Annotated in this window: 20 protein-coding genes; 14 read left to right on the forward strand and 6 right to left on the reverse strand. The window is 63.0% G+C overall.

What is annotated here, in order from left to right; all coding sequences use genetic code 11:
- Positions 1–3: 3 nt before the first annotated feature.
- Genes DFO47_RS08735 through DFO47_RS08745 form a run of 3 tightly spaced genes read left to right on the forward strand, consistent with a single transcriptional unit; the run spans position 4 to position 2,905 of the window.
- Positions 4–885 (forward strand): sugar ABC transporter permease, encoded by an 882-nt coding sequence (locus DFO47_RS08735; protein ID WP_133831362.1) that lies wholly within the window; start codon positions 4–6, stop codon positions 883–885.
- A complete protein-coding gene (locus tag DFO47_RS08740) occupies positions 882–1,787 on the forward strand; it encodes a carbohydrate ABC transporter permease (RefSeq protein WP_133831363.1) in 906 nt (301 codons plus the stop codon). The genes DFO47_RS08735 and DFO47_RS08740 overlap by 4 nt, the downstream gene beginning before the upstream one ends.
- Positions 1,788–1,834: 47 nt before the next feature.
- Complete coding sequence (locus DFO47_RS08745) at positions 1,835–2,905, forward strand: LacI family DNA-binding transcriptional regulator (RefSeq protein ID WP_243835421.1); 1,071 nt, start codon at positions 1,835–1,837, stop codon at positions 2,903–2,905.
- Positions 2,906–2,930: 25 nt separating this feature from the next.
- Here the strand turns inward: DFO47_RS08745 and DFO47_RS08750 are convergent, their stop codons facing one another.
- The 4 genes from DFO47_RS08750 to DFO47_RS08765 form a co-directional block, all read right to left on the reverse strand.
- On the reverse strand, positions 2,931–3,899 hold the full coding sequence (locus tag DFO47_RS08750; RefSeq protein WP_133831364.1) for a ribokinase: 969 nt from the start codon (positions 3,897–3,899) through the stop codon (positions 2,931–2,933).
- Entirely contained in the window at positions 3,896–5,323 is a 1,428-nt protein-coding gene (locus DFO47_RS08755; RefSeq protein WP_133831365.1) for an MFS transporter, read from the reverse strand. The genes DFO47_RS08750 and DFO47_RS08755 overlap by 4 nt, the downstream gene beginning before the upstream one ends.
- Positions 5,324–6,397, reverse strand: coding sequence for a nucleoside hydrolase (locus DFO47_RS08760; protein WP_133831366.1), 1,074 nt, complete (start codon positions 6,395–6,397; stop codon positions 5,324–5,326). It abuts the gene before it with no gap.
- Positions 6,398–6,545: 148 nt separating this feature from the next.
- The gene (locus DFO47_RS08765; protein ID WP_166651690.1) at positions 6,546–7,409 is read right to left on the reverse strand and encodes a GAP family protein; all 864 of its coding nucleotides are present in this window, start codon (positions 7,407–7,409) and stop codon (positions 6,546–6,548) included.
- 125 nt (positions 7,410–7,534) lie between these two features.
- On the opposite strand from DFO47_RS08765, the gene DFO47_RS08770 reads away from it, so the two are divergent.
- The 4 genes from DFO47_RS08770 (at position 7,535) to DFO47_RS08785 (ending at position 11,661) form a co-directional block, all read left to right on the forward strand.
- Positions 7,535–8,740, forward strand: a complete 1,206-nt coding sequence (locus tag DFO47_RS08770; protein WP_133831368.1) for a histidine kinase — start codon at positions 7,535–7,537, stop codon at positions 8,738–8,740.
- Entirely contained in the window at positions 8,737–9,378 is a 642-nt protein-coding gene (locus tag DFO47_RS08775) for a response regulator transcription factor (RefSeq protein WP_133831369.1), read from the forward strand. The genes DFO47_RS08770 and DFO47_RS08775 overlap by 4 nt, the downstream gene beginning before the upstream one ends.
- Before the next feature lie 84 nt (positions 9,379–9,462).
- The gene (locus tag DFO47_RS08780) at positions 9,463–10,509 is read left to right on the forward strand and encodes a LacI family DNA-binding transcriptional regulator (protein ID WP_109044164.1); all 1,047 of its coding nucleotides are present in this window, start codon (positions 9,463–9,465) and stop codon (positions 10,507–10,509) included.
- 45 nt (positions 10,510–10,554) lie between these two features.
- Complete coding sequence (locus DFO47_RS08785) at positions 10,555–11,661, forward strand: RelA/SpoT domain-containing protein (RefSeq protein ID WP_133831370.1); 1,107 nt, start codon at positions 10,555–10,557, stop codon at positions 11,659–11,661.
- 58 nt (positions 11,662–11,719) lie between these two features.
- On the opposite strand, the gene DFO47_RS08790 is transcribed toward DFO47_RS08785, so the two are convergent.
- Positions 11,720–12,061 carry a DUF1508 domain-containing protein gene (locus tag DFO47_RS08790; protein ID WP_133831371.1) on the reverse strand — a complete coding sequence of 114 codons (342 nt, stop codon included), beginning with the start codon at positions 12,059–12,061 and terminating at the stop codon, positions 11,720–11,722.
- A gap of 297 nt (positions 12,062–12,358) precedes the next feature.
- Here DFO47_RS08790 and DFO47_RS08795 point away from each other — a divergent pair, with 297 nt between their 5' ends.
- From DFO47_RS08795 to DFO47_RS08820, 6 genes are all read left to right on the forward strand, one after another.
- Entirely contained in the window at positions 12,359–12,574 is a 216-nt protein-coding gene (locus DFO47_RS08795; RefSeq protein ID WP_109044167.1) for a transcriptional regulator, read from the forward strand.
- Positions 12,575–12,750: 176 nt separating this feature from the next.
- Positions 12,751–13,509 carry a hypothetical protein gene (locus DFO47_RS08800; RefSeq protein ID WP_133831372.1) on the forward strand — a complete coding sequence of 253 codons (759 nt, stop codon included), beginning with the start codon at positions 12,751–12,753 and terminating at the stop codon, positions 13,507–13,509.
- A 210-nt stretch (positions 13,510–13,719) separates the two neighbouring features.
- Positions 13,720–14,061 carry a hypothetical protein gene (locus DFO47_RS08805; protein WP_133831373.1) on the forward strand — a complete coding sequence of 114 codons (342 nt, stop codon included), beginning with the start codon at positions 13,720–13,722 and terminating at the stop codon, positions 14,059–14,061.
- An 11-nt stretch (positions 14,062–14,072) separates the two neighbouring features.
- On the forward strand, positions 14,073–15,299 hold the full coding sequence (locus DFO47_RS08810; RefSeq protein ID WP_133831374.1) for a hypothetical protein: 1,227 nt from the start codon (positions 14,073–14,075) through the stop codon (positions 15,297–15,299).
- A 497-nt stretch (positions 15,300–15,796) separates the two neighbouring features.
- Positions 15,797–16,165, forward strand: a complete 369-nt coding sequence (locus tag DFO47_RS08815) for a TatD family hydrolase (protein ID WP_166651691.1) — start codon at positions 15,797–15,799, stop codon at positions 16,163–16,165.
- A gap of 610 nt (positions 16,166–16,775) precedes the next feature.
- Positions 16,776–17,054, forward strand: a complete 279-nt coding sequence (locus tag DFO47_RS08820; protein WP_133831375.1) for an acyl carrier protein — start codon at positions 16,776–16,778, stop codon at positions 17,052–17,054.
- Between the two features lie 211 nt (positions 17,055–17,265).
- Here the strand turns inward: DFO47_RS08820 and DFO47_RS08825 are convergent, their stop codons facing one another.
- Positions 17,266–18,600, reverse strand: coding sequence for a condensation domain-containing protein (locus DFO47_RS08825; protein WP_133831376.1), 1,335 nt, complete (start codon positions 18,598–18,600; stop codon positions 17,266–17,268).
- Between the two features lie 14 nt (positions 18,601–18,614).
- Between DFO47_RS08825 and DFO47_RS08830 the strand changes: the two genes are divergently transcribed.
- Positions 18,615–19,532 (forward strand): hypothetical protein, encoded by a 918-nt coding sequence (locus tag DFO47_RS08830; RefSeq protein ID WP_133831377.1) that lies wholly within the window; start codon positions 18,615–18,617, stop codon positions 19,530–19,532.
- Positions 19,533–20,263 lie beyond the last annotated feature (731 nt).

Genomic DNA, 20,263 nt, shown 5'->3' on the forward strand with positions numbered 1-20,263 from the left:
GCCATGCTGCCCAACAGGTCACGGACATCGGTCCTGGTCTTCCTGCTCCCGCCGCTGCTGCTCTATGGCGCTGCGGTCCTCTTCCCCATCGTCCAGTCCCTGTTCCTGAGCTTCTTCTCCTGGAACGGCATCAGCGACATGGAATTCGTCGGGCTGGCGAACTACGTCCGGATGTTCGTCGGCGATGACATCTTCTGGCGGGCGTTCCTGAACGCGCTCATCTACCTGGCCATCTGCCTGGTGCTGCAGCTCGGCGGTGCCCTGGCGGTCGCGAGCCTCCTTACCTCCCTCCGCCGCGGACGGGAGCTCATCAAGACCCTCTACCTGCTGCCGGCCGTGATTTCCACGGTGGCCATTGCCTTCCTCTTCGTCCGGATCTACTCGCTGGAACCAGTGGGGCTGCTGAACCAGCTGCTCCACTGGATCGGGCTGGGCAGCCTGGAACGGCCGTGGCTGTCGGATGTGAACACGGTCCTGGCGGCCGTGTCCGCTCCGGAAGGTTGGCGGTTCACCGGGTTGTACATGCTGATCATCTACGCGGCACTGCTCGCGGTGCCCAAGGAACTGGAGGAAGCGGCCGTCCTGGACGGCGCGTCCCGCTGGACGCTGTTCAGCAAGATCCGGTTCCCGTACATCCGCCCGGTGTGGATCACCACCACCATCATGGCCACCACGTACGGCCTGCGGGGTTTCGACATCCCCTACCTGATGACCAACGGCGGTCCGGGGCAGTCCTCCGAACTGCTCACCACCTATATGTACAAGACGGCGTTCACCAGCACGGACTTTGGCTATGCGAGCACCATCTCGGTGTTTATCGTCATCGAGTGCCTCGCCGCCGTCGGCCTTATCCTGTTCCTGCTGAAGCGAAAGGCAGACGCATGATCACCCAGGCAGCCCCGCCCGCCCAGCCGCCCGCCGTCGTACCTCCCACGCCCGCCGTGAGGCGCCGCAAGCGCCGGCCGGACCTGTTCCGGACACTCTCCCGCGTGCTGATCATGCTCATCGTGATCGTGCAGGTGTATCCGCTGGCATGGCTGTTCCTGACCAGCCTGCGCAGCGAACACGACTTCGCCACCGGCGACCCCTTCGCGTTGCCGAGTTCGCTGACGTGGGAGAACTACGCCCGGGCCTTCGAAACCGGCGACCTGGGCCGGAACATCCTGAACAGCTTCGTGGTGACCATGGGCGCCAACGTGCTCATCGTCCTGCTGGGGATGATGGCCGCCTATGCCATCCAGGTGCTGGGGTTCCGGCTCAGCAAGCTGGTCCGCGGGCTGTTCCTCATCGGCATCATCGTCCCGGTGCAGATCGCGCTGGTTCCGCTGTTCATCGACTACTCGCAGGTGAACCTGCTGGATACGTACCAGTCGATGATCATCCCGCTGGCCGGTTTCTCCCTGCCCATGTCCGTCTATCTGTTCTCCTCGTTCTACGAATATATTCCCAAGGAGACATATGAGGCGGCGTCCCTGGACGGTGCGGGACCGTACCGGATCTTCGGCCTGATCACGCTGCCACTGTCAGTGAACACGGTGGTCACCGTGGTCCTGGTGAACAGCATCTTCATCTGGAACGACTTCATTTTCGCCAACACGTTCGTGCTCTCCGAGGACCTCAAGACCATCCCCCTGGGCCTGCAGAACTACATCGGCGCCATGGGCAAGGTGGACTGGACGGCAACCTTTGCGGCCGTGTGCGTGACCATCACCCCGCTCCTGCTGGTGTTCCTGGTGCTCAACAAGGCCATGATCCAGGGGCTCGAGAGCGGAGCGACCAAGGGATGACGGCACCTGCTGCTGGATATACTCCTGAAGGAGGGCAGATGAGTTCAATGGAGAATGGTGCGGGCGCGGCCGGCGGCGTGCCGCAGGATCCGCCGCACGCGCCGGAGCGGGCCCACCCCGTGACCCTCCGCGAGGTCGCGGAAGCGGCCGGTGTTTCCACCGCCACGGTATCGCTGGTGGTCAACAAGAAGAAGGACGCCCGCATAGCCGAGGAAACCCGGCGGCGCGTGAAGGAGGCCCTCCGCACCCTGGGCTACCGGCCCAACGCGATGGCAAAGACCCTGGTCAGCGGCACCTCCAAATTCATCGGGCTGGTGGCCGACGGCGTGGCCACCACGCCCTTTGCCGGCCAGATCATCCACGGGGCGCAGGACGAGGCGTGGAAGCACGGGTATGCGCTGCTCATCGCCAATACCGAGGGCAATGGCGAGCTGGAGCAGGATGCCATCAGCATGATGCTCGAATACAAGGTCCGCGGCATCCTCTACTCCACCTGGTTCCACCGGGCCACCGATATTCCGGCCCCGTTGCGCGAAGCCGACTTCGTCCTGGTGAACTGCTTTTCCGATGAGCCGGGCGCCCGGGCCGTCGTCCCGGACGAGGTCCAGGGTGGCCGGTCTGCCACGGAGATCCTGCTGCGGAACGGCCACCGGCGCATTGCGTTCATCAATGCCACCATTCCGGCGCCGGCCAAGGATGGCCGGCTGGCCGGATACCGGCGGGCCCTTGAGGAGGCCGGTGTCCCGTTCGATCCGGCCCTGGTGATGGAGTCCTATCCGGACCAGGAAGGCGGCTACCGGGCCACGGCGGAACTGCTCAAGCGGGATGTCACCGCTGTGTTCTGCTACAACGACCGGATGGCCATGGGCCTCTACGACGGCCTGCGGGAACACGGCCTGGCCATCCCGGAGGACATGGCGGTGGTGGGGTTCGACAACCAGGAAGTGATTGCCGCCCACCTGCGCCCGCCGCTGTCCACGGTTGCCCTGCCGCACTACGAGTTGGGCGCTGCGGGTGTCCGGATGCTCCTGGGCCTCGACCCAGCCGTCGGCGGGGCAGCGAAGATCCACTGCCCCGCCGTCGAGCGGGCCTCCGTCCAGACCAAGGCCCGGGCGTAACCTCCGGCTGATCCCGCCGGCGGCGTCAGGACGCGCGGAGGCGGCGTTCGACGTCGGCCGTCTCCGGGTACGCCGCCTGGGTGCCTTTCCGGGTGGTGGCCAGGGCGGCCGCCACAGAGGCGAAGGCGGCAGCTTCGGCGAGGGCGTCTCCGGCGGCCAGCCGGACGGCAACCGCTCCCGTGAAGGCGTCGCCGGCCCCGGTGGTGTCCACGGCGTCCACGCGCGTGGGCGCCACGAAGGTCACCTGGGCGCCGGGAGCCGCCTCCGAATCCAGCACCACGGACCCGTGCGCGCCGAGGGTCACCAGGACCTGCCGGATCCCCCGCCCGGCAAACCGCTCCCGGACCGTATCCCATTGCGCCGCGTGGGCGTCCGCGCCCGGGACCGAAGCCCCGGGGCCAAGGAACAGCGCCGCCTCGTGGGCGTTCACCAGCAGGACGTCTGTCAGTTCCGCCAGCTCCGCCGGAATGTGCGCGTACGGCGAGAGATTCAGCAGAACCGTTGCGCCGGCGTCGTGCCCTGCCTGCGCGGCGGCCAGCACGGTGGGCATGGCCACCTCCAGGCAGAGGCTGACGACGGCGGCACCGTCCAGGACGTCCGCGGCGCCGGCGACGTCGGCCGGGGACAGCGTGCCGTTGGCTCCTGCGGAGATGATGATGTTGTTCTCGCCGTGGGCGTCCACGGCGATCACCGCGACACCGGTGGGTTCGCTGGAGGTCCGCACGTGCCCTACGTCCACCCCTGCACCGGCAACCGAGGCCTGGAGCATGTTGCCGTTGGCGTCATCCCCCACGGCACCCACCAGGCTGACGTGTCCGCCGAGACGGCCCGCGGCCACGGCCTGGTTGGCGCTCTTGCCGCCCGGGTTCACGGCGAATCCGTTGCCGTGCACGGTCTCGCCGGGCTGCGGCAGGCGTTCGCAGTAGATGGTCAGGTCTGCATTCAGGGAGCCGACGACGACGATCCGGCCGGTGTTCTGCGCCGCGGCACTCACGGGGCCACCTCGGCCTCAACCGGCTTGGGGATCAACAGCGAGGCGGCGAACGCCGCCACGGTGAGGGCCAGCCCGACAAGCACGACGGTCAGGTAGGAGGCCTTCGCATCGCCGAGCGCCTGCGTGGCCACCAGGACCGCGGGCAGGATGAGGAAGCTCAGGCCCGCACCCAGGTTGAAGGCGCCGGCATTCATGCCGGGCAGGAAGCCGGGGTTGCCGGCGGGCGAGAGGACAACGCCGAGTCCGTTGAGCATGATGTTGACGGTACCGGCGTACATGATGCCCAGCAAGACGGTGCCGGCAATCATCATCGGCAGGCTGCCCAGGCCGAAGAAGGCGATGACGGCCAGTGCTGCGATGCTGCCGAGGAGCCCGATCCGCAGCACCTTGGTGTACCCGAGGACGGGGGCCAGCCGCCCGCTGAGCGGACCCACCAGCCAGCCGAGCAGGGCGTACGGGGTGAGGATGATCAGCGACATTTCGGTGGGGCCGATGCTGAAGCCGGGCGCCGCGGCCTGGACGTAGGCCGGGACGATGCCGTTGATGACGGCGAAGATGCCGGTCATGGTCAGGGTGGTGGTGAGCAGGGGTGCCCAGGTGGCGCGCTGGCGCAGGTGCACGGTTTCTACCATCGGCTGGGCGGCCCGCTGTTCGGTGCGCCAGAAGGCGAAGAAGGCGACGGCGGAGACGAGGACCAGCGCCAGGCTCAGGCTCAGCGTGGCGGCCGAGAAGCCGGCCACCAGCTTGGAGCCTTCGTTCAGGGCGGTCAGCAGGGCGCCCACGGCCACGACGATGAAGAAGACGCCGCGCCAGTCCATGGTGGTGCCGGCGGCGGGCCTGCTCTCCCTGGCAAGGACCAGGACGAGGGCGGTGGCGGCAGCGGCCAGGACCACCATCAGCCAGAAGATGCTGCGGAAGCCGAAGTGCTCGGCGAAGTAGCCGCCCACGAAGGAGTCGACGCCGGCCACGCCGCCGTTGACGGCGGTGATGAGGCCCATGAGCGTGCCGTATTTGCGCGGGTTGCTCACCGCGGAGCGCAACATGATCAGGCAGAGCGGGACGGTGGGTCCGCTGACGCCCTGGATGATGCGGCCCACGAAGAGCCAGGTGACGTCCGGGGCGAGCGCGGCGATGACGGAGCCCGCGGCCATCAGCACCATCATGCCCACCAGGACCTTCTTGCGTCCCACAATGTCGCTGAGGCGGGGCAGGAACAGGGAGAACAGGGCGGCGGCGGTGAAGAACCAGGTCTGGGAGAGGCCGATGACGGCCTGGTCGGTCTTGAGTTCCTCGCCCATGGTCACCAGGGCGGGGCTGAGCATGGAGGCGTTGAGCTGGAACGCCACGCAGGCGGCCAGCAGGGCGGTCATGAGGGCTGCGGTATTGCCGCGGCCGGTGGCGGTTTCGGTGGTCGTGGCAGTCATTTACTTGACCCCTCCGGCGGTGAGGTGGGCACTGCGGCCGGGTTCGACGTCGGACGCGGTGCCGTTGTCCTTAAGGTCACCGGCGCCGGGCTCGCCGATGCGGACCAGTGCGTCGGTGACAAGATCCCAGAACCGTGCGTGGTCCAGGTCCACGGCAACGCTGGTGTGGCAATCGGCGGGAGCGGGGGCGCGGAAGTCGGCCACGGTCATGCCGAGGGTGAGGGTGCCCTGCAGTTCGATGTTGACCGGCACCTTGCGGGTGCTGACGATGCTGGGATCGATCACGTAAGCCACGGCGCAGGGGTCGTGGACGGGCGGATAGTCGAAGCCCTGGGCGTCCTTGTAGGTGTGGGCGAAGAAGTCCATCAGTTCGGTGACGAACTTCGCCGGGGTGGTGCCGATGGCGGCGATTTTCGCCACGACGTCCGGGGTGGCGAGCGCTTGGTGGGTGAGGTCCAAGCCCACCATCACCACGGGCCAATTCTCGTTGAAGACGATGTGGGCTGCCTCTGGGTCGATGATGATGTTGAACTCGGCCACGGCGCTCCAGTTGCCCACGTGGTAGCCGCCGCCCATCAGGACCACTTCCTTGACCCGTTCCACGATGCGCGGTTCCTTGCGGGCGGCCAGGGCGATGTTGGTCAGGCCGGCGGTGGGGACCAGGGTGACGGTGCCGGGTTCGTGGGCCATGACGGTGTCGATGATGAGGTCCACGGCGTGGCGCGGGTCCAGCTCGATGGTGGACTCGGGCAGGGCGGGGCCGTCCATGCCGGACTCGCCGTGGATGTCCGGGGCGGTTTCGATGCTGCGGACCAGGGGCCGCGGGCAGCCGGCGGCGAAGGGGACGCCGGTGATGCCGGCGATGGTGCCTACGGCCAGGGCGTTGCGGGTGACTTTTTCGAGGGTCTGGTTGCCCACCACCGTGGTGACGGCCAGCAGCTCGATGTTCGGGTTGCCGTGCGCGAGCAGCAGGGCTACGGCGTCGTCGTGGCCGGGGTCGCAGTCCAGGATGATCTTCCGGGGCTGGTCCTGACTCTCTTGCGGGTTTGGTTCCACGATGGTTCTCCACGTCATTGGGGCCTGCCGGGGAGGCAGGGGTCCAGTATTCCGGGAGTGATCATGGCACCGTTTTGTGGTCTGCGTCAAGCGCTTAACGTGGCGATGGCGTTTGCCCACGTCAAACGCTTGATGCCTTGCAGCTGCTGACTGGCCCAGCGGCTGCCTAACCGAAGGGATTCCAGGCCGCATCCGGGAAGAGTGCCGCCAGTGCGGCCCGGAGCATCAGGAACCCCACAATGCCTGCCACCCACAGCACCGCCTCTCCGGCCACCCGCGACAGCCACGCGCCAAGGCGCGCCAGCGGGGCATCCAGCACGCTGCCAAGGGCAAGCCTGCCGGCCACCAGGAGCCCGGCAGGCAGCAGCATCACCAGGCAGTAGGCGCCAAGCAGGGCAGCGGAAAGGGCCCAGCCAGCACTGGAGGTCGTCAGCAGCCCAATTGCGCCGACATACGGCAGCATGGTGGGCACCTCGAGCAATCCCGCGAGCAGCGCCAGGCCCAGCAGTCCGCCGGGGGTACCCACTGCACGGCCAATCCTCCGCTGCCACCGGGCCTCGACCGGTGATGGCCCGGGCTCCTGCGCAGCGGCCACCCCGCTGGACCGCTCGGCACGGGCGCCGCGGCCCTGGAGGCGTGCAGTGTCCGGGAAACCGGTCATCCTGCTTGGAAAGGGCGGCTCCGTCGCCGTGGAAACCCCGCGCCCGGGCCTTCCTCCCAATACGGCCCACGCCAGCAAGCCGCCGCCCGCCACCAGCATTCCCCACTGCACCGCAGGCAACCCGCCGAGGGCCCCGAGGTCCGCACCCCACGCCCCGGCGGCCCCGGCCACACCTGTCAGCAGGCCAAGTCCGAGCAGGAAGTAGAAGAGCCCGATGGCTGCGAGGTAGGCCGCCGCCTTTCCGGTGACGGCTGCCCGCCCCCCGGAGTCCCGGCGCAGGAGCAGCCACACGGGAATCACCAGCGTGCCGATGCTGGTGCTGTCGATCAGGGCGAGGATGGCCAACTGGGCCAGGAGTTCTGCAGTCACAGGAAGAGTCTTCGCCAACCTGCCTCCTGGCGCGTCAGGCATCGGGGGGAGGGCGGACTCATCCTTTAGTCGCAGAAACTGCGCTTGAGACAGGCCGGCGCTCCCCTCTGCGGCAGGATGGGACCATGCATTCAACACCGGGCACCATCCGCCGTGAGGACGTGGTCCTGGCCCTGGCTTACGCGGGGCTCACCTGGCTGCTGCACTCACTGGGCATTACCGCTACCGAAGCCCCGGCAGTCCCTTCGCTGGAGCCATGGTGGCCCGCGCTGGCGCTGGCCGGATCCGCCGTCGTGGTGCTGCGCCGGAGCACCACCCGGGTAATGGTTCCGGTTTCCCTCCTCGCAGCGGTGGTGCTCCTGCTGGCGGGGGCGGCCGGCGGGTTCTTCCTGCTGTTCGAAGCCGTCTTCTCACTGGTGTTGTTCGGCACCGCGAAAGCGGCCAAGACGGCGGAGGTGGCGGTCCTTCTCCTGTGCGCGGCCGGAGGGGCGGCGGCATGGCTGGCAGGTGGGTCCTTCGCCGATGGCGTTGTAGCGCTGCTCGCCGGTGCCATGGTGCTGCTGCTGCCGGCCGAATGGGCAGGGAATGTCCGCAAGGCCAGGGAACTGGCCGTCAGCGAGGGGGCGCGTGCCGCTGCAATCCGGGGCGCGGCACGCGACCAGGCACGGCTGGCGGCCCGTGACCACGAACTTGAGCTCGCCGGCGCGCGGCAGGAGATGGCGCGTGAGCTTCACGACGTCCTTTCGTCCAGGCTGTCCGCGATCGCGTTGCAGTCGGCTGCTGCGCTGAACACCGCGGACCCGGCATTGGACCGGGAGGTCCTGGCCCACGTGCGCCGCGAAAGCGTAGCGGGGCTGCGCGACCTGAACGCCATGATCCGGATGTTGAACGCCGGGGAGCCGCGGGCCCTGGCCGGCGATGTCGGGGATTTGGACGCCGTCATTGCCGGCCATCGCGCTGCCGGGATGGACCTCGAATGGAACAACGCCCTCCCCGGCGGAGGCGAGGACCTTCCCGGCGGCACGCAGGCTGCCATCCACCGGTTGATTGCCGAATCACTGGTCAACGCCGGGCGGCATGCCGCGGGAGCCAGCGTCCGGGCCAGCCTTGAGGAAGTTCCTTCCGGCATCCGGCTGAGGGTTGCTGACGATGGCGGCACCGAGGAACCGCAGGGAAACACGGCCGGAACAGGGACGGGACTGCCCAGCATGAGGGCCCGGGCTGAGCAGCTGGGCGGGTATGCGATCGCCGGCCCTGAAGGCCACGGCTGGAGAGTAGAGGCGTTCCTTCCGACAAACGGCACGGGCACGGTGGAGAACGAGGCACCATGAGCGGACGAATCTCGGTATTGCTCGCGGACGACCATGCCGCCATCCGTGTGGGGATCAGGATGGTGCTCCACGGGGCACCCGGGTTCGATGTGGTCGGCGAGGCAGGTGACGGTGCCACCGCCGTCGCCATGGCCCGGACCCTGCGGCCGGACATCGTCCTGATGGACGTGCGGATGCCGGTGAGGGATGGAGTGTCGGCTACTGCCGAAATAGTCTCTGCCGGGTTGTCGAAAGTCTTGGCTTTGACCACTTTTGACCACGATTCCTATCTTTTTGGCATGCTGTCCGCCGGCGCCGCCGGCTTCCTGTTGAAGACCGCTGAACCCGCAGAAATACTCCATGCGCTGGGCCGCGTCCACGCCGGCGGGACTGTGATCGCGCCCGAAGTGGCCGGGAAGCTGGTGTCGGCGGCCATCAATGGAGCAGCGGCGGCACCCACCCCGGCAGCGCCGGCCGGTGAGCTGACCGCCCGGGAACGGGAGGTGCTGGACTGCCTGGGCGATGGCCTCAGCAATGCCCGCATCGCACGCCACCTGTCCATCTCGGAAGCAACGGTCAAGACCCACGTTTCGAACGTATTGGCAAAGCTGCAGGTGGAATCCCGCCTGCAGGCTGCGTTGGTTGCGAGGACCCTGTAGCGGGAACGGCGCCGTACCGCGACGGCGCGTCCGTGGTGGGCGGCCCGATCAGCTGCCGGCACCGGGTCGCACTACGATCGAGGTATGGATTCCGGGGAACGAGTGCAGCAGCGGGCGCGACCCCGGAGGGTGACGGCGGCCATGGTGGCCGCGCGGGCCGGTGTTTCGGTTGCCACGGTGTCGCTGGTGGCCAACGGCAAGACGGCCGGCCGGGTCTCCGAGGACAACATTTCCCGGGTGCAGGAGGCAATTGCCGAGCTTGGCTACGTGGTGGATGGCATCGGCAGCTCGCTGGCCAAGGGCGTCAGTTCGATCGTGATCCTGGTGGCACCGGATATCTCCAACCCATTCTTCGCCAAGGTAATCAGCGGGGTCCGGGAATCGCTGGGGCCCAATTACCAGCTGCTCCTCTCGGTTACGGACTCAGGTGAATTTCCCAAGGCTGCGGACGTCCGGAAGCTGATGTCGCTGCGGCCGGCAGGCCTTTTGGTTGATGCCCCGAATGCCGGGTTCCTGGCGGACCTTTCCGTGGCCGGCCCCCTGGTCCTGCTGGACGCTCCCGGCCTGGAGTCGTTTGCGCCGGCCGTGAACCTTGACGTCGCCCAAGGTGCGCGGGAGCTGGCCGCGCACCTTGCCGGGGCGGGCCACCGACGCGTGGCCTACCTGGACAGCGTTACCGGAACCGCCACGTTCTCCATCCGCCGGGAGGCCTTCCTGGCCGAAGCCGCCTCACTGGGCATGACCGTGGATCCGGACCAAATGCCCGCCACCACCATCGATGTGGGTGCCGCGGCGGCTGTCTTCGCCGACGCGTGGCCGGACTGGCAGCGCGCGGGGGTGACCGCCGTCGTCTGCGCCACGGACACCCATGCGTACGGGGTGCTGCAGGAAGCCCGCGTGGCCGGGGTGCGCATTCCCGCGGAGCTGGCCGTTGCCGGGTTCGATGACCTGCCGTATTCGGCGACCAGCAGCCCGGGCCTGACCAGCGTGCACCTGCCGGCGGCAAGCCTGGGGCTGAAGGCTGGTGAACAGCTGCGCCGGCTGATGGAAGGGCGGGCGTTGGAACAGGAGGAACTCGTCCTGGAAAGTTCCCTGGTGGTGCGCGGCTCCACGTCGGCAGGCGAAACGTAGCGGCGCCGGCGGGTTCATGTCGGACCCCGGCCGTAAGCTGGGATTATGCCGAGTAACTGGGAGAGTCTGGACGCGTCGCAGCGTGAGTCGGTACAGCACAATGTGGAGATCTATGAGCGCGTCCGCCCTGCCCTGAAGCTCATCACCCGGGACGTCCTCCTCACCCTTCGTGACATGCTCAAGGGTAGCGAGGTGACGCCGCTGTTCGTCAGCGGCCGCACCAAGACCGTGGAGTCCTTCAAGGAGAAGATCTCTCGGACCGAGGAGCCCCTGGAGCCCGGCGGCCCGCGGCTGCTCAAGTTCCCGGACCCGTTCCGGACGCTCAATGACATGGTGGGCATCCGGGTGATCACCAAGCTCCCGGCGGAGAACGCCGTGGTGGCCAACATCATCAAGCGCCAGCGGCAACTCTTCGACTGCCGTGGCGACCGGGAGAAGGACATCGGCTCCATCGAATCCGGCACCTACGGATACTCCAGCCGGCACCTGATCCTGCGGACCATCCAGAACGAGGCCGTCAAGGAGTACCAGCAGGTCTTCAACCCGGACGCCGTGCCCAACGGCAGCTACTTCTTCGAGTGCCAGATCCGTACAATCTTCGCCCATGCGTGGAGCGAGATTGAGCATGACATCAGGTTCAAGGCCGAGGATCCGCGCGCGTGGACACCGCACTTCGACCGGCAATTCACGGCCACCGCCGCCATGCTGGAGACCGTGGAGACGGCTTTCGCGGACCTGCATGAACGGTACGAGGAAGTCCGCAGCTTCTGGGACATGGACGGGGAAGGCGCGGCAGCCCTCACCCCGAACCGGATCCGCGACGTCTGGCGGACCCTGCTCCCGCACGTTGACCGGAAAGTGGACGACGACTGGGGCTGGGCCGCGGAACTCCTGGCTGCCCACGGCCTCAACCAGACTGTGCAACTGGCGGGCCTGCTCAGCGCCAACCGCATCACCGAGGTCCGCAAGGCCCTGGACCACCGCTACTCCCCCGGCCCCGACCGGCTGATGGATGACCTCCTGCTGTGGCAGTACGGCACCAAGCACATCGACCTCACCGCAGAACCGGCCGACGCCGTCCCGCACCCCCGGCGCGACAGCCTCCTGCGGCGGCTGCGGCAGATCGAGCGGTACAGGATGACGAAGACGTAGGGGTTCGTGTTAGGAGCATTTTGCTGCTCCATGGGGCGAAACCCTCTTCCCAGGCCGTTCAAGAAAGGTTGTGGACTGCCCCGGCCCAGCGGGGGCCGGAGACGGCCCGGCGGACAGCCCGGGCGCGGGCGTGGAAGTCGATTTTTGGCATTCGCGGAGAAGGGTCAGCGCGACTGCCGGGATCATTCAAGATGGGGGGCGGTGCCGCTTTGGCGGCTGTTGTGCTGTGGTCGGCGATCAGTCCCATGCCGGCGTATTCGCGTACAGCGGCGATGCCGGCAACGGCGTCGGTCTTGGTATCGAAGGGCTTGGACACTGCCATAACGGTTCCGTCGGGTGCTGTCAGCCGGAACCTGAACGCTGATTCTGCGTCGATAAATAGTTCGAACATTCCTGCCATTGCGATCCTTTCGTCTGCGGGATCTTGAGGCGGCACCGTTGCCGCCAGAGGGGCACGAGGCATCGTTGCCTTCGTTTTCCCTGGTAGATCCCGCCGTCCAAATTTTCATCAATTCAGCATGCGTTCCTCGAGTTTCTCGTGGGACCGCTTGCCGGCGCAAGGTGTCCCTCGGCATCCGGTAGAAGTGATCACCCGCTCTCGGGTGCGGGCGCAGTCGCTTTCACGAGACGGCGTCGGCCCGCGGCATGCCGTCAACACATGTTGACCAGAGTTCCATGCGTCAACTAATGTTGACGCATGGAGGTGGAGCAGATGAAGACCTTGGTTGCATCCATGGACGGGAAAGGACCGGCTGAAGCACTGCAGGCAGTCGCCCAGCTGCAAAAGGAAGTCGGGCGCGCGGAAGCGTCCCTGGTCCGGAAAGCCCGGCAGGCCGGCCTTTCCTGGGAAGCCATCGCCCTGTGCCTGGGCGTGAGCAAGCAGGCCGTCCACCGTAAATACGGCAAGCGGTAGATGCTGTTTCCCGCTCTTGGCTGCTGGCGGCGAGGCAGCTTGAGCTTTACGTAACGTACCCTATCGGCGAATGCTTCAGCGTCCTCACTTGTACTCACCGATGATAGAAGTCGGCTGGCCGTGGCAGGATGTTCCAGTGCATGGTGAGTTGGAGAAAGCTTGAACAAGGTGGAACTGTGAAGCGAATTGACTATCAAGTGGAGGATGTCGAACCGGATTTCGAGCCCCTATCAGAACAGTTCGGTACCGGTGACGGAGGAAAGATTGTCCTCGCTGCCGTGGGTGCAGGGCTTGGGGCAGCAGCCCCCGCAATCAGCGTACCTATCGCGGCTGGGGTGGCCGCACTAGATGCCTTGCGCGAAAGGGTTCATAAGCAGCAAAAACGGCGCCAGGGCACCGTTCTCCAGGCAGCGTCTGAGAGAGCAGACACGAGTCCCGAAGATGTTGTCCGGCGAATCACCGAAGATGACACATATGCACTCTTAGCCGCGGAAGCACTCGACGCCGCAGCCCGTACCAGGCTCGATAGCAAGGTGGCCAGTTTGGGCCGCTCTTTGGGGGCACTTCTACAAGATGACGCGCTCATCGATAGGGAAAGCATCTGGATCAGGATTCTTTCCGTCATTGAGTCCCCCCACATTCGGGTTCTGAGGTATTTCGTCAGCGGCAAAAAGCTTGGAAATGACGGAACCTATTGGACGCCCGGGACTGAGGTATCGGTGCAGACTGTCAGTGAGGGCATCGGGCTGGAGGACGCAGTGCTCCCATTGGTACAGGACCTTTTGCGGTGCGGGCTGCTGATGCGTCCCGGTGGCATCGATGGGGGGACGCCTGACAGTGTTTACACTCCTGACGCTCTGAATGAGGAGCTGAGGGCTACACAACTCGGCGCCGAACTTTTCGTGCGACTGGAGCTCGCAGCCGAGGAATTTTGAATCAGACGGCCTCGTAGCATCTCGTCGCCTTCCCAGAGTCCCGCCGCGATGCCTCCTATACATAGGGGGAGTCACCTGATACTCGCAGGATTACGGAGTCTCCATTTATCGGCTTCTAAAAGAGCGGCGGGCGAGGCGCCAGCCCCGGATGTAGGTTGACCGCGCTTTGCCGCGAGAACTTTTGTCGGTGTCACCAAGTATGTTCGGCTCATGGAAGAACTACCAAACGGTATCGACAGAATATTGGAATATCTAGCTGAAATGGCATCGGGCTACGGCAACAACCTGAAGTGGAATGAAGTGGCCAAACTTAAGGCTGATCTAATGAACGTCCCGCATCGTTGGCTCGGAGTGTCAGTCCAGTCTGTTTCCGAGCGGTGCCAGGATCTCGGGATGAGGCATGAGGACGTACAAGAGATCCAGGAACTTGTAACCAAGGCCCAAGCTGGGCGTCGGTTAATTCCACAGAAGTCTTATCGAGACTTTAAATTCAAGCCGGACGTGAAGGTTTCGGCAGTAGCCGGAACTCTTGGAACCTCTCGCAGCTGGTGACTAGCCGGGCCATGAATGAAGGCGAACGATTCGGAAGCCCGCTACCCGAAGGGGTATTCCTTATCTTCGTTGAGATGGATTGGGCCCACGGCACCTGCCGGTTCGTGCGTTCAGACGGAAAGGAGGCGGTACTTTCCAATAGTCCATTCCCTCGCTTCAGTGATGTCATCGTGAAGAGCACCTACTTCATGAAGATCAACCGCATCATGCTGGAAACTGAGCGGGGCGATCTGCTTGGGGCAGAGCTCCCGACCCTCGACAGCATGTCTCCGAAGAACGGTCGCCCGGTGATCTATCTTGATCAGAAGGATTGGAGCTCCCTTGCGAATGCCATACATGGCCGTGACCGACTGGCTCCGGCCGAGCGGAGGGCGGCTGACGAGCTGATAGAACTCGCTCGTGCAAGGAAGATTATCCTCCCCATGTCCTCGGCGCATATGGCTGAAACCTGCAAATGGACCGACAGCTCACGCAGGTACCGGCTCGCCTTGACGATCTCCCAACTCAGCGGCGGATGGCAGATGCACGATCCACTAACCGTAAGGAGGGATGAGTTTCGGCGAAGCCTCAGGTATAGGTACGGCCCCGCCCAGAGCGGAGCCATGCAGGACGTTTTTACGCTGGCGCCAAACGCTATTCATTCATCACGTGGCCGCAATCGCCCCCTGGAGGCGCATGAAGAACTGCCGCCCGATTTGCAACTTGCGGCTGATGCAATGTCTTCCATATCCAGCCACTTTTCAGTGATGCTCGATAGGGAGCACATAGAGCAGGGCAAGACTCCGGGGTGGGTCGAGAAGTTCCAATTCATTACAGACTGGCTGGCTCAGCAGGGACATAACGGCCAACAAAAGAGGCGAAGCACCGACGTTTACTTCCTAGACGACGCCAGAAAGGAGATAGCGGAAGAAGCAAGGAATGCCGGACTGACAGTGCAGCAGCTTCAAAATTGGATCCACGGCCCGTGGAAAGATGACGTCGCCCAAATGCCCTGCCTCGGCTTGTACCGCGAAGTCCTTCACGAAAAACAGGTGAATGGTGGCACTGGTTGGAACACCAACGACCTCACCGATTTGATGTACCTCACCTGCGCTGCGGGTTATGCCGACCATGTTGTCGCAGAACGCTCAGCAATTTCCCAGTTAAAGCAGGCGTCCAAACGCCTGAAGCGTACTATAAGCCTCTACCGCAATCTGGACGAACTGATATCTAGTGGTGCACTGGACGAACTCTATTAGAAGTGATGCGCTGGCCCACCGGGAGTGGCTCAGAGGCACAACATGGTCGAGTCTTCTTTGCGACCTGCGAGACAGCCTCTGGATCTGACAACGGCCAGGCAGCCAAAGCGTGCCTATGCTCGTGCCGGATCTCGAAAAGGGTGCAAAGATAGGCCACCGTCAAGGACATCCGTTGCGAGAGAGCTCCACGGCTTTCATGGAGCCAGGACAGCGCCATCCCCTTACCACCTAGGAGTCGCATTTGACGTCAGTAGGGTCCGCCTAACGGCTCTCTCCCTCGGCCCAGCTTTACAGAATCATAATTATCGGCGTTCAACCCACGGGAATAGAAGTAGCTGCGAATACTCCCGCGCGTAGACGAACCGGACGTCTTCGCAGGTCAGAAGCGCTTTGCATGCTTGGGAGTCTTCGCCCGTGACATTTGGATTTGCCGCGTTGAGCCTTGATGCCATAGGTTTCCTGCATCTAATGCATGTTTCCATGGTTTAGGGGTTGCAGTGAGTGGTACCGTTCCGGGTTTCGTCCCGCGGATGCTGATGGATCCGGATGTCGGGCTTTTCAGGGCCGATGAGCGAGCTTTCACTGCGATGCTGGGCGGCGAAGAGGCCGTCGAGGCGGGCCTGTATTTCTCGTTCAATGTCGCCATGACCCGCTCTCGGAAATTCCCCTCATTGATACGGGCAGTCCCGCGCGAACGTGTCCTGTTGGAAACAGATGGCCCTTTCGCAAAAGTCCAGGGCCGCACAGCCCATCCCCACGAACTCAATGACGTCGCCTGGGCACTAGCCCAGGCATGGGGAACGGACCTCGTAGAAACGACAAGTACCATCATCAGAAATCAGAACCGATTTCTTGCCAAGAGCTAGCGCCCGCGGTTGTTTGCAGGCTTAATCGCGCCATCCTCGACTCACACAATTGGTGAATGCCACAGGCAGGAAGGGGGTCAGTTCGAAGTACTCCCAACCTGGAAGCGGCCTCGTATGCCTGAAGGAATATCCATTACCGGCGCCAAAATAACGGGAGTAGAAGTGGAAGCGAGAACTTACGTGCCGCGACGAATGCGGCATTTCCGTCGGTTACCTGCTACGCCACCCTCTCCTCAAGCAAACGGCTAAATTTGCCCTCGCACCGCTAAGACCGCAGGTTTCCCCCATCTAATGCTTGTTGCCATGGTTTAGGAGTCGTTGTACGTGGTGCGGTTCCGGATTTCGTTGCTCTTCCATTTTTCATTGTCAATAACGGAGACTAAGTCGAAAGAAGTCGTAGAACAAGAAACCCAACGTGGCTGAGCGATGGCCAGGAACAATTGCGGTGAGAGTACCGACGGTGTCGAATATAACCCTCTGTCGACGTATTTAACCCATTCGACTGTGCAAACGGACTTGAGGCCAGTGCCGCGAGGACTGACTCGTCCGCTAGCTTGGAGTACCATAGACGAACAATTCAAAATACACCAAACGTGAACAGGAGAACCCATTGGCAACCAATGATAGTTTCCATACGATGGACCAAAGTGGAATTGAAGCCCTAGTTGTAGACAGTGTCAAGTCGGTCCTCAATCGTAATTCAGTGGAGTTGAGTGATGACTTCTATGACTTAGGAGCGGATTCACTTGATACGGTCGCACTCCTTGACATTCTTGCGAAAGAAACTGGCAGGTTTCTAACGGTAGATGTGATATTCGGATCTCGATCGATAAGCGACATCGCTCTGAACATCGCCAGCACGAACATAGGAAAAAGCCAAGCGGGTTAAAGGTGTGGCAATAGTCCTTGCTGCCAGGCAGCGCGGGTATCAGCGATTGGCGATTAACTGTGGCCCTCCAGGTCCGCCTTACACGACAGTCCGTCTTTCGGCATGCCGAAGCGGCTGCTGTGGACCAAGCGCGTCTGGCGGTGGCCCGGACCCTGGGTAGGCGCGTGCTTCATTCGGCGCGGGGATAGGCGAGGCGCTGCTGACTGCGCTCCTAGCTAAGAACGGTCGAACTCCCTACTGACTCGATTGCTTCGTCAATAAGAGAGATATTCTCCTTCAATACAAGGCCCATGGTCTCACGCGACAAATGATGACTGTTACCGAAAATGCGAAGGCTGAGGTCGTCGCCGATTGGGCTTACCACGAAACCAAACTTGACAACTGTGTAGTCGACGCTGCCTGATTCGTCGATGGTAAACTGGCCATCTTTTAGGCCAGCGCCTCCATCGAATGCTGGGGCATGGGCGGATGGCATGTAATTTATCCAATGATCGATTACTGGATCATCACTTCCATACCACCCGTGCTTGCCGCTCGATTGCTGGCACAATGCGTCAGGATCGTACCTGCTACTCCGATATGACCCGAGCATGCCCCGTCCGACATTCCTTGCCAACTCGCGAAACGAAAGTTGCCCCAGTCTCAAAGGAATTAGCCCCTGCTGCGCAAGCATACCGAGGTAGTCGCCATGCGTGGGGCGCCTGTTGGAGCAACTAACTTTCAGGGCATAAGCATCAACTCCGAGGGCCCTGGCCACCGCCGCAGCAGCGGCAGCAACGTAAACGACCGATTGGTGGATGTGAAGTTCCTCCGCCAAGTGGGATGCCCGCCGACCATACCCACGAGCGAATAACGTGACACTCGGGAAGGGCACAACGTTCTTATCGTTGACGTTCCCCGCACGGGGCAAGGAATCGAATTCGCCGAGCCCACTTCGCCATTCGCTGAGTGATCTCTTGAGGACGCTGCGTCCTGCGTCTGAAGTCTCAAACAAGGCTTGTTCGCGCGGTTGCAACGGACTCCGTTTTGAAATTGAAGCGTCGCCGTAGAGGAAATCTTCTAAACTTGCACGAAGCAGCAAGATTGCGGCAGCATCAGCGGAGACGTGCGAAACAACTCCAACTAGCCAGTTCACGTGGCCAGAGTGGTCAATCACAATGCCAAAACGAAACGGCCACTCAGTCTCGAGCTCGAAACTGCGGCTTTCGAGCTCTAGCTGCGCGGTCGCCGATAGTTCGCTAAAGTCTTCAGCTTTCCAGACTTGCACGTGAAAGGTGCCACTGCGCTCTATACGCTGTATGGGTGTCGTTCCTACCACGGGGTAGGTCGTCCTAAGCGCCTCGTAGCGTTCCACAAGCCTCGCCAGGGCGCTCTGGATCGAGTCCAACGTCGTCCCACTTCGCAGCCGCATCCTAAATCGAGGATTCAGTCTTGCGTCGAATGGCGCTGTCGCAACCTGAACTTGCCACTGCTCTCGTTGCGCCCAGGTCATTGGCGATTCGCCGCCAAACTCGCCAACAAATTTGATCTGGAGTTGATCGAACAATCAAGCGTCCTTACTTGAACCTATTCGTTGCACAGCACGGATACAAACGAGGAGAATGGTCTAAGAGTACGCTGCGCGAGACCGACCACACAACGCTGGCCCTTCCAGCCATACCCAAGGACTTTGCTTTGCCCTACGCCAATGAGCGCAGTCGCGATGGTGTGGCGGCGCAGTCCGCCACACTCACCGAGTTGGATAACCAACCAGCAACGGGCCCGTGGTCCATGACGGCGCCCCGGAAGAGCGCGGCTTTTGCCATAGCAATTGAAAGCGATCAACTCCTCGGTCGCTTCCCATTTCCCGAAACGTTCCTCACCCCCGACGAGATCGTTCGCGCCGAGCGCTTGGTACATGAGCGCGCCCGCAAAGACTTCCTTGCCGCCCACCTCCTCGCCAGGCTTTGCGTTTCGCACTGTCTCGGGGTGCCGTTCGGTGACGTCAGCATTCGTCAGCGCTGCTCCCGATGTGGCGGTTCTCATGGGCGCCCGGAAGTCGTGGGTTCTAGCGACACATACGTCAGCTGGTCGCATTCTTTTGGATACGCCGCCGCGGTGGTTTCCGGCCGGCCATGTGGAGTGGACATTGAGTTTCACGGCAGAAAAATTGGAGTCGCCGTTCAGAAGGTGGCCTCCACAAAATCGGAATTCGAGTTTTTGCGTTCACACGAGGACGGCGATTCGCTTGCTCGCCATCTCTGGCTTCGAAAGGAGGCGCTCGTCAAGGCCGGGCTCGGCAGTTTGCCTGAGGTGTTCCGACTGGATGCTATGGGAGAACCGATTGCGTTCGCGAGCAGGAGTACCGAGGTTCTCAACGTGGGTGGGCGATCTTTCAATATTTCCGAAAGATCAGTTGGCGGCGGCGACGTTTGTGTGGCCGTGGAGGTCCCGGGACCGCAAATTGTCTGGCTTGGACTGCCCGACCTGATTGAATAAGTTACTGGGTATGCGGTGGCCGCGACACGAAGCCTCGTACCTGGCGTCGGGTTTCCTCTTCTGTACTAACGATGTCGAAATCAACCGGACCAGCGAACAGATCACACTTGTGAATCATTTCTTCATCTCCTGAGCAGAGTGGAAGAACTCGACCCAACAAGTTGCCAAAGCAATAGTCCTCAACTCCGGTTGGGAGGAATCCTGCGCGCGCTAGGGCCGCCATACTCGGGTCAACTCGTTTCGTCTCTCCTTCAACGACAACTTCTGCCCACTTATGGTACGTGGGTCTGGTACCCGCCCAACAAAACCCTTTGCGTATTCGGGCCTGAAAGCCAGCTTCTAGCATCGAATGGATGATTAGTGCAGAAGCGCCAATGCAGTCTCCGGTGCCGGTGAAGCGTGTGCGCTCGATATTCGCCGAAAGCGCATGCGGGACATACTGGTAATTGAACGAACTCAAGAAGCCGAGCCATACCTTCTGAAGTGATGGGTCGGCAATGCGGCTGACATGCTGGCCAAGTGTGCGTCCCCTTATTCTCGCGCGAAAACGCTGACCGTCGGATTCCATCCCTGACTGGACAGTTCCCTCAAACGAGGGCGCCTTCCAATAGCCGCCGCGGCACCGTCCATTTGGGCACACCGCACTGACCACCGCGTCGATTTCCAACGGACGCGACCACGTTTCGGACGTTCCCCCAATGAGCCGGCTCAGGATCCGCAGACCAAGCTCG

The sequence above is a fragment of the Arthrobacter sp. AG258 genome (genome assembly GCF_004364695.1).
Classification (GTDB): domain Bacteria; phylum Actinomycetota; class Actinomycetes; order Actinomycetales; family Micrococcaceae; genus Arthrobacter.

What these genes read in the sequence shown, in the direction of transcription:
- DFO47_RS08735 (WP_133831362.1), top strand. Translation starts at nt 4, where the DNA reads ATGCTGCCCAACAGGTCACGGACATCGGTCCTGGTCTTCCTGCTCCCG.
- DFO47_RS08740 (WP_133831363.1), top strand. Translation starts at nt 882, where the DNA reads ATGATCACCCAGGCAGCCCCGCCCGCCCAGCCGCCCGCCGTCGTACCT.
- DFO47_RS08745 (WP_243835421.1), top strand. Translation starts at nt 1,835, where the DNA reads ATGGAGAATGGTGCGGGCGCGGCCGGCGGCGTGCCGCAGGATCCGCCG.
- DFO47_RS08755 (WP_133831365.1), bottom strand. Translation starts at nt 5,323, where the DNA reads ATGACTGCCACGACCACCGAAACCGCCACCGGCCGCGGCAATACCGCA.
- DFO47_RS08760 (WP_133831366.1), bottom strand. Translation starts at nt 6,397, where the DNA reads ATGACGTGGAGAACCATCGTGGAACCAAACCCGCAAGAGAGTCAGGAC.
- DFO47_RS08770 (WP_133831368.1), top strand. Translation starts at nt 7,535, where the DNA reads ATGCATTCAACACCGGGCACCATCCGCCGTGAGGACGTGGTCCTGGCC.
- DFO47_RS08775 (WP_133831369.1), top strand. Translation starts at nt 8,737, where the DNA reads ATGAGCGGACGAATCTCGGTATTGCTCGCGGACGACCATGCCGCCATC.
- DFO47_RS08780 (WP_109044164.1), top strand. Translation starts at nt 9,463, where the DNA reads ATGGATTCCGGGGAACGAGTGCAGCAGCGGGCGCGACCCCGGAGGGTG.
- DFO47_RS08785 (WP_133831370.1), top strand. Translation starts at nt 10,555, where the DNA reads ATGCCGAGTAACTGGGAGAGTCTGGACGCGTCGCAGCGTGAGTCGGTA.
- DFO47_RS08790 (WP_133831371.1), bottom strand. Translation starts at nt 12,061, where the DNA reads ATGGCAGGAATGTTCGAACTATTTATCGACGCAGAATCAGCGTTCAGG.
- DFO47_RS08795 (WP_109044167.1), top strand. Translation starts at nt 12,359, where the DNA reads ATGGAGGTGGAGCAGATGAAGACCTTGGTTGCATCCATGGACGGGAAA.
- DFO47_RS08805 (WP_133831373.1), top strand. Translation starts at nt 13,720, where the DNA reads ATGGAAGAACTACCAAACGGTATCGACAGAATATTGGAATATCTAGCT.
- DFO47_RS08810 (WP_133831374.1), top strand. Translation starts at nt 14,073, where the DNA reads ATGAATGAAGGCGAACGATTCGGAAGCCCGCTACCCGAAGGGGTATTC.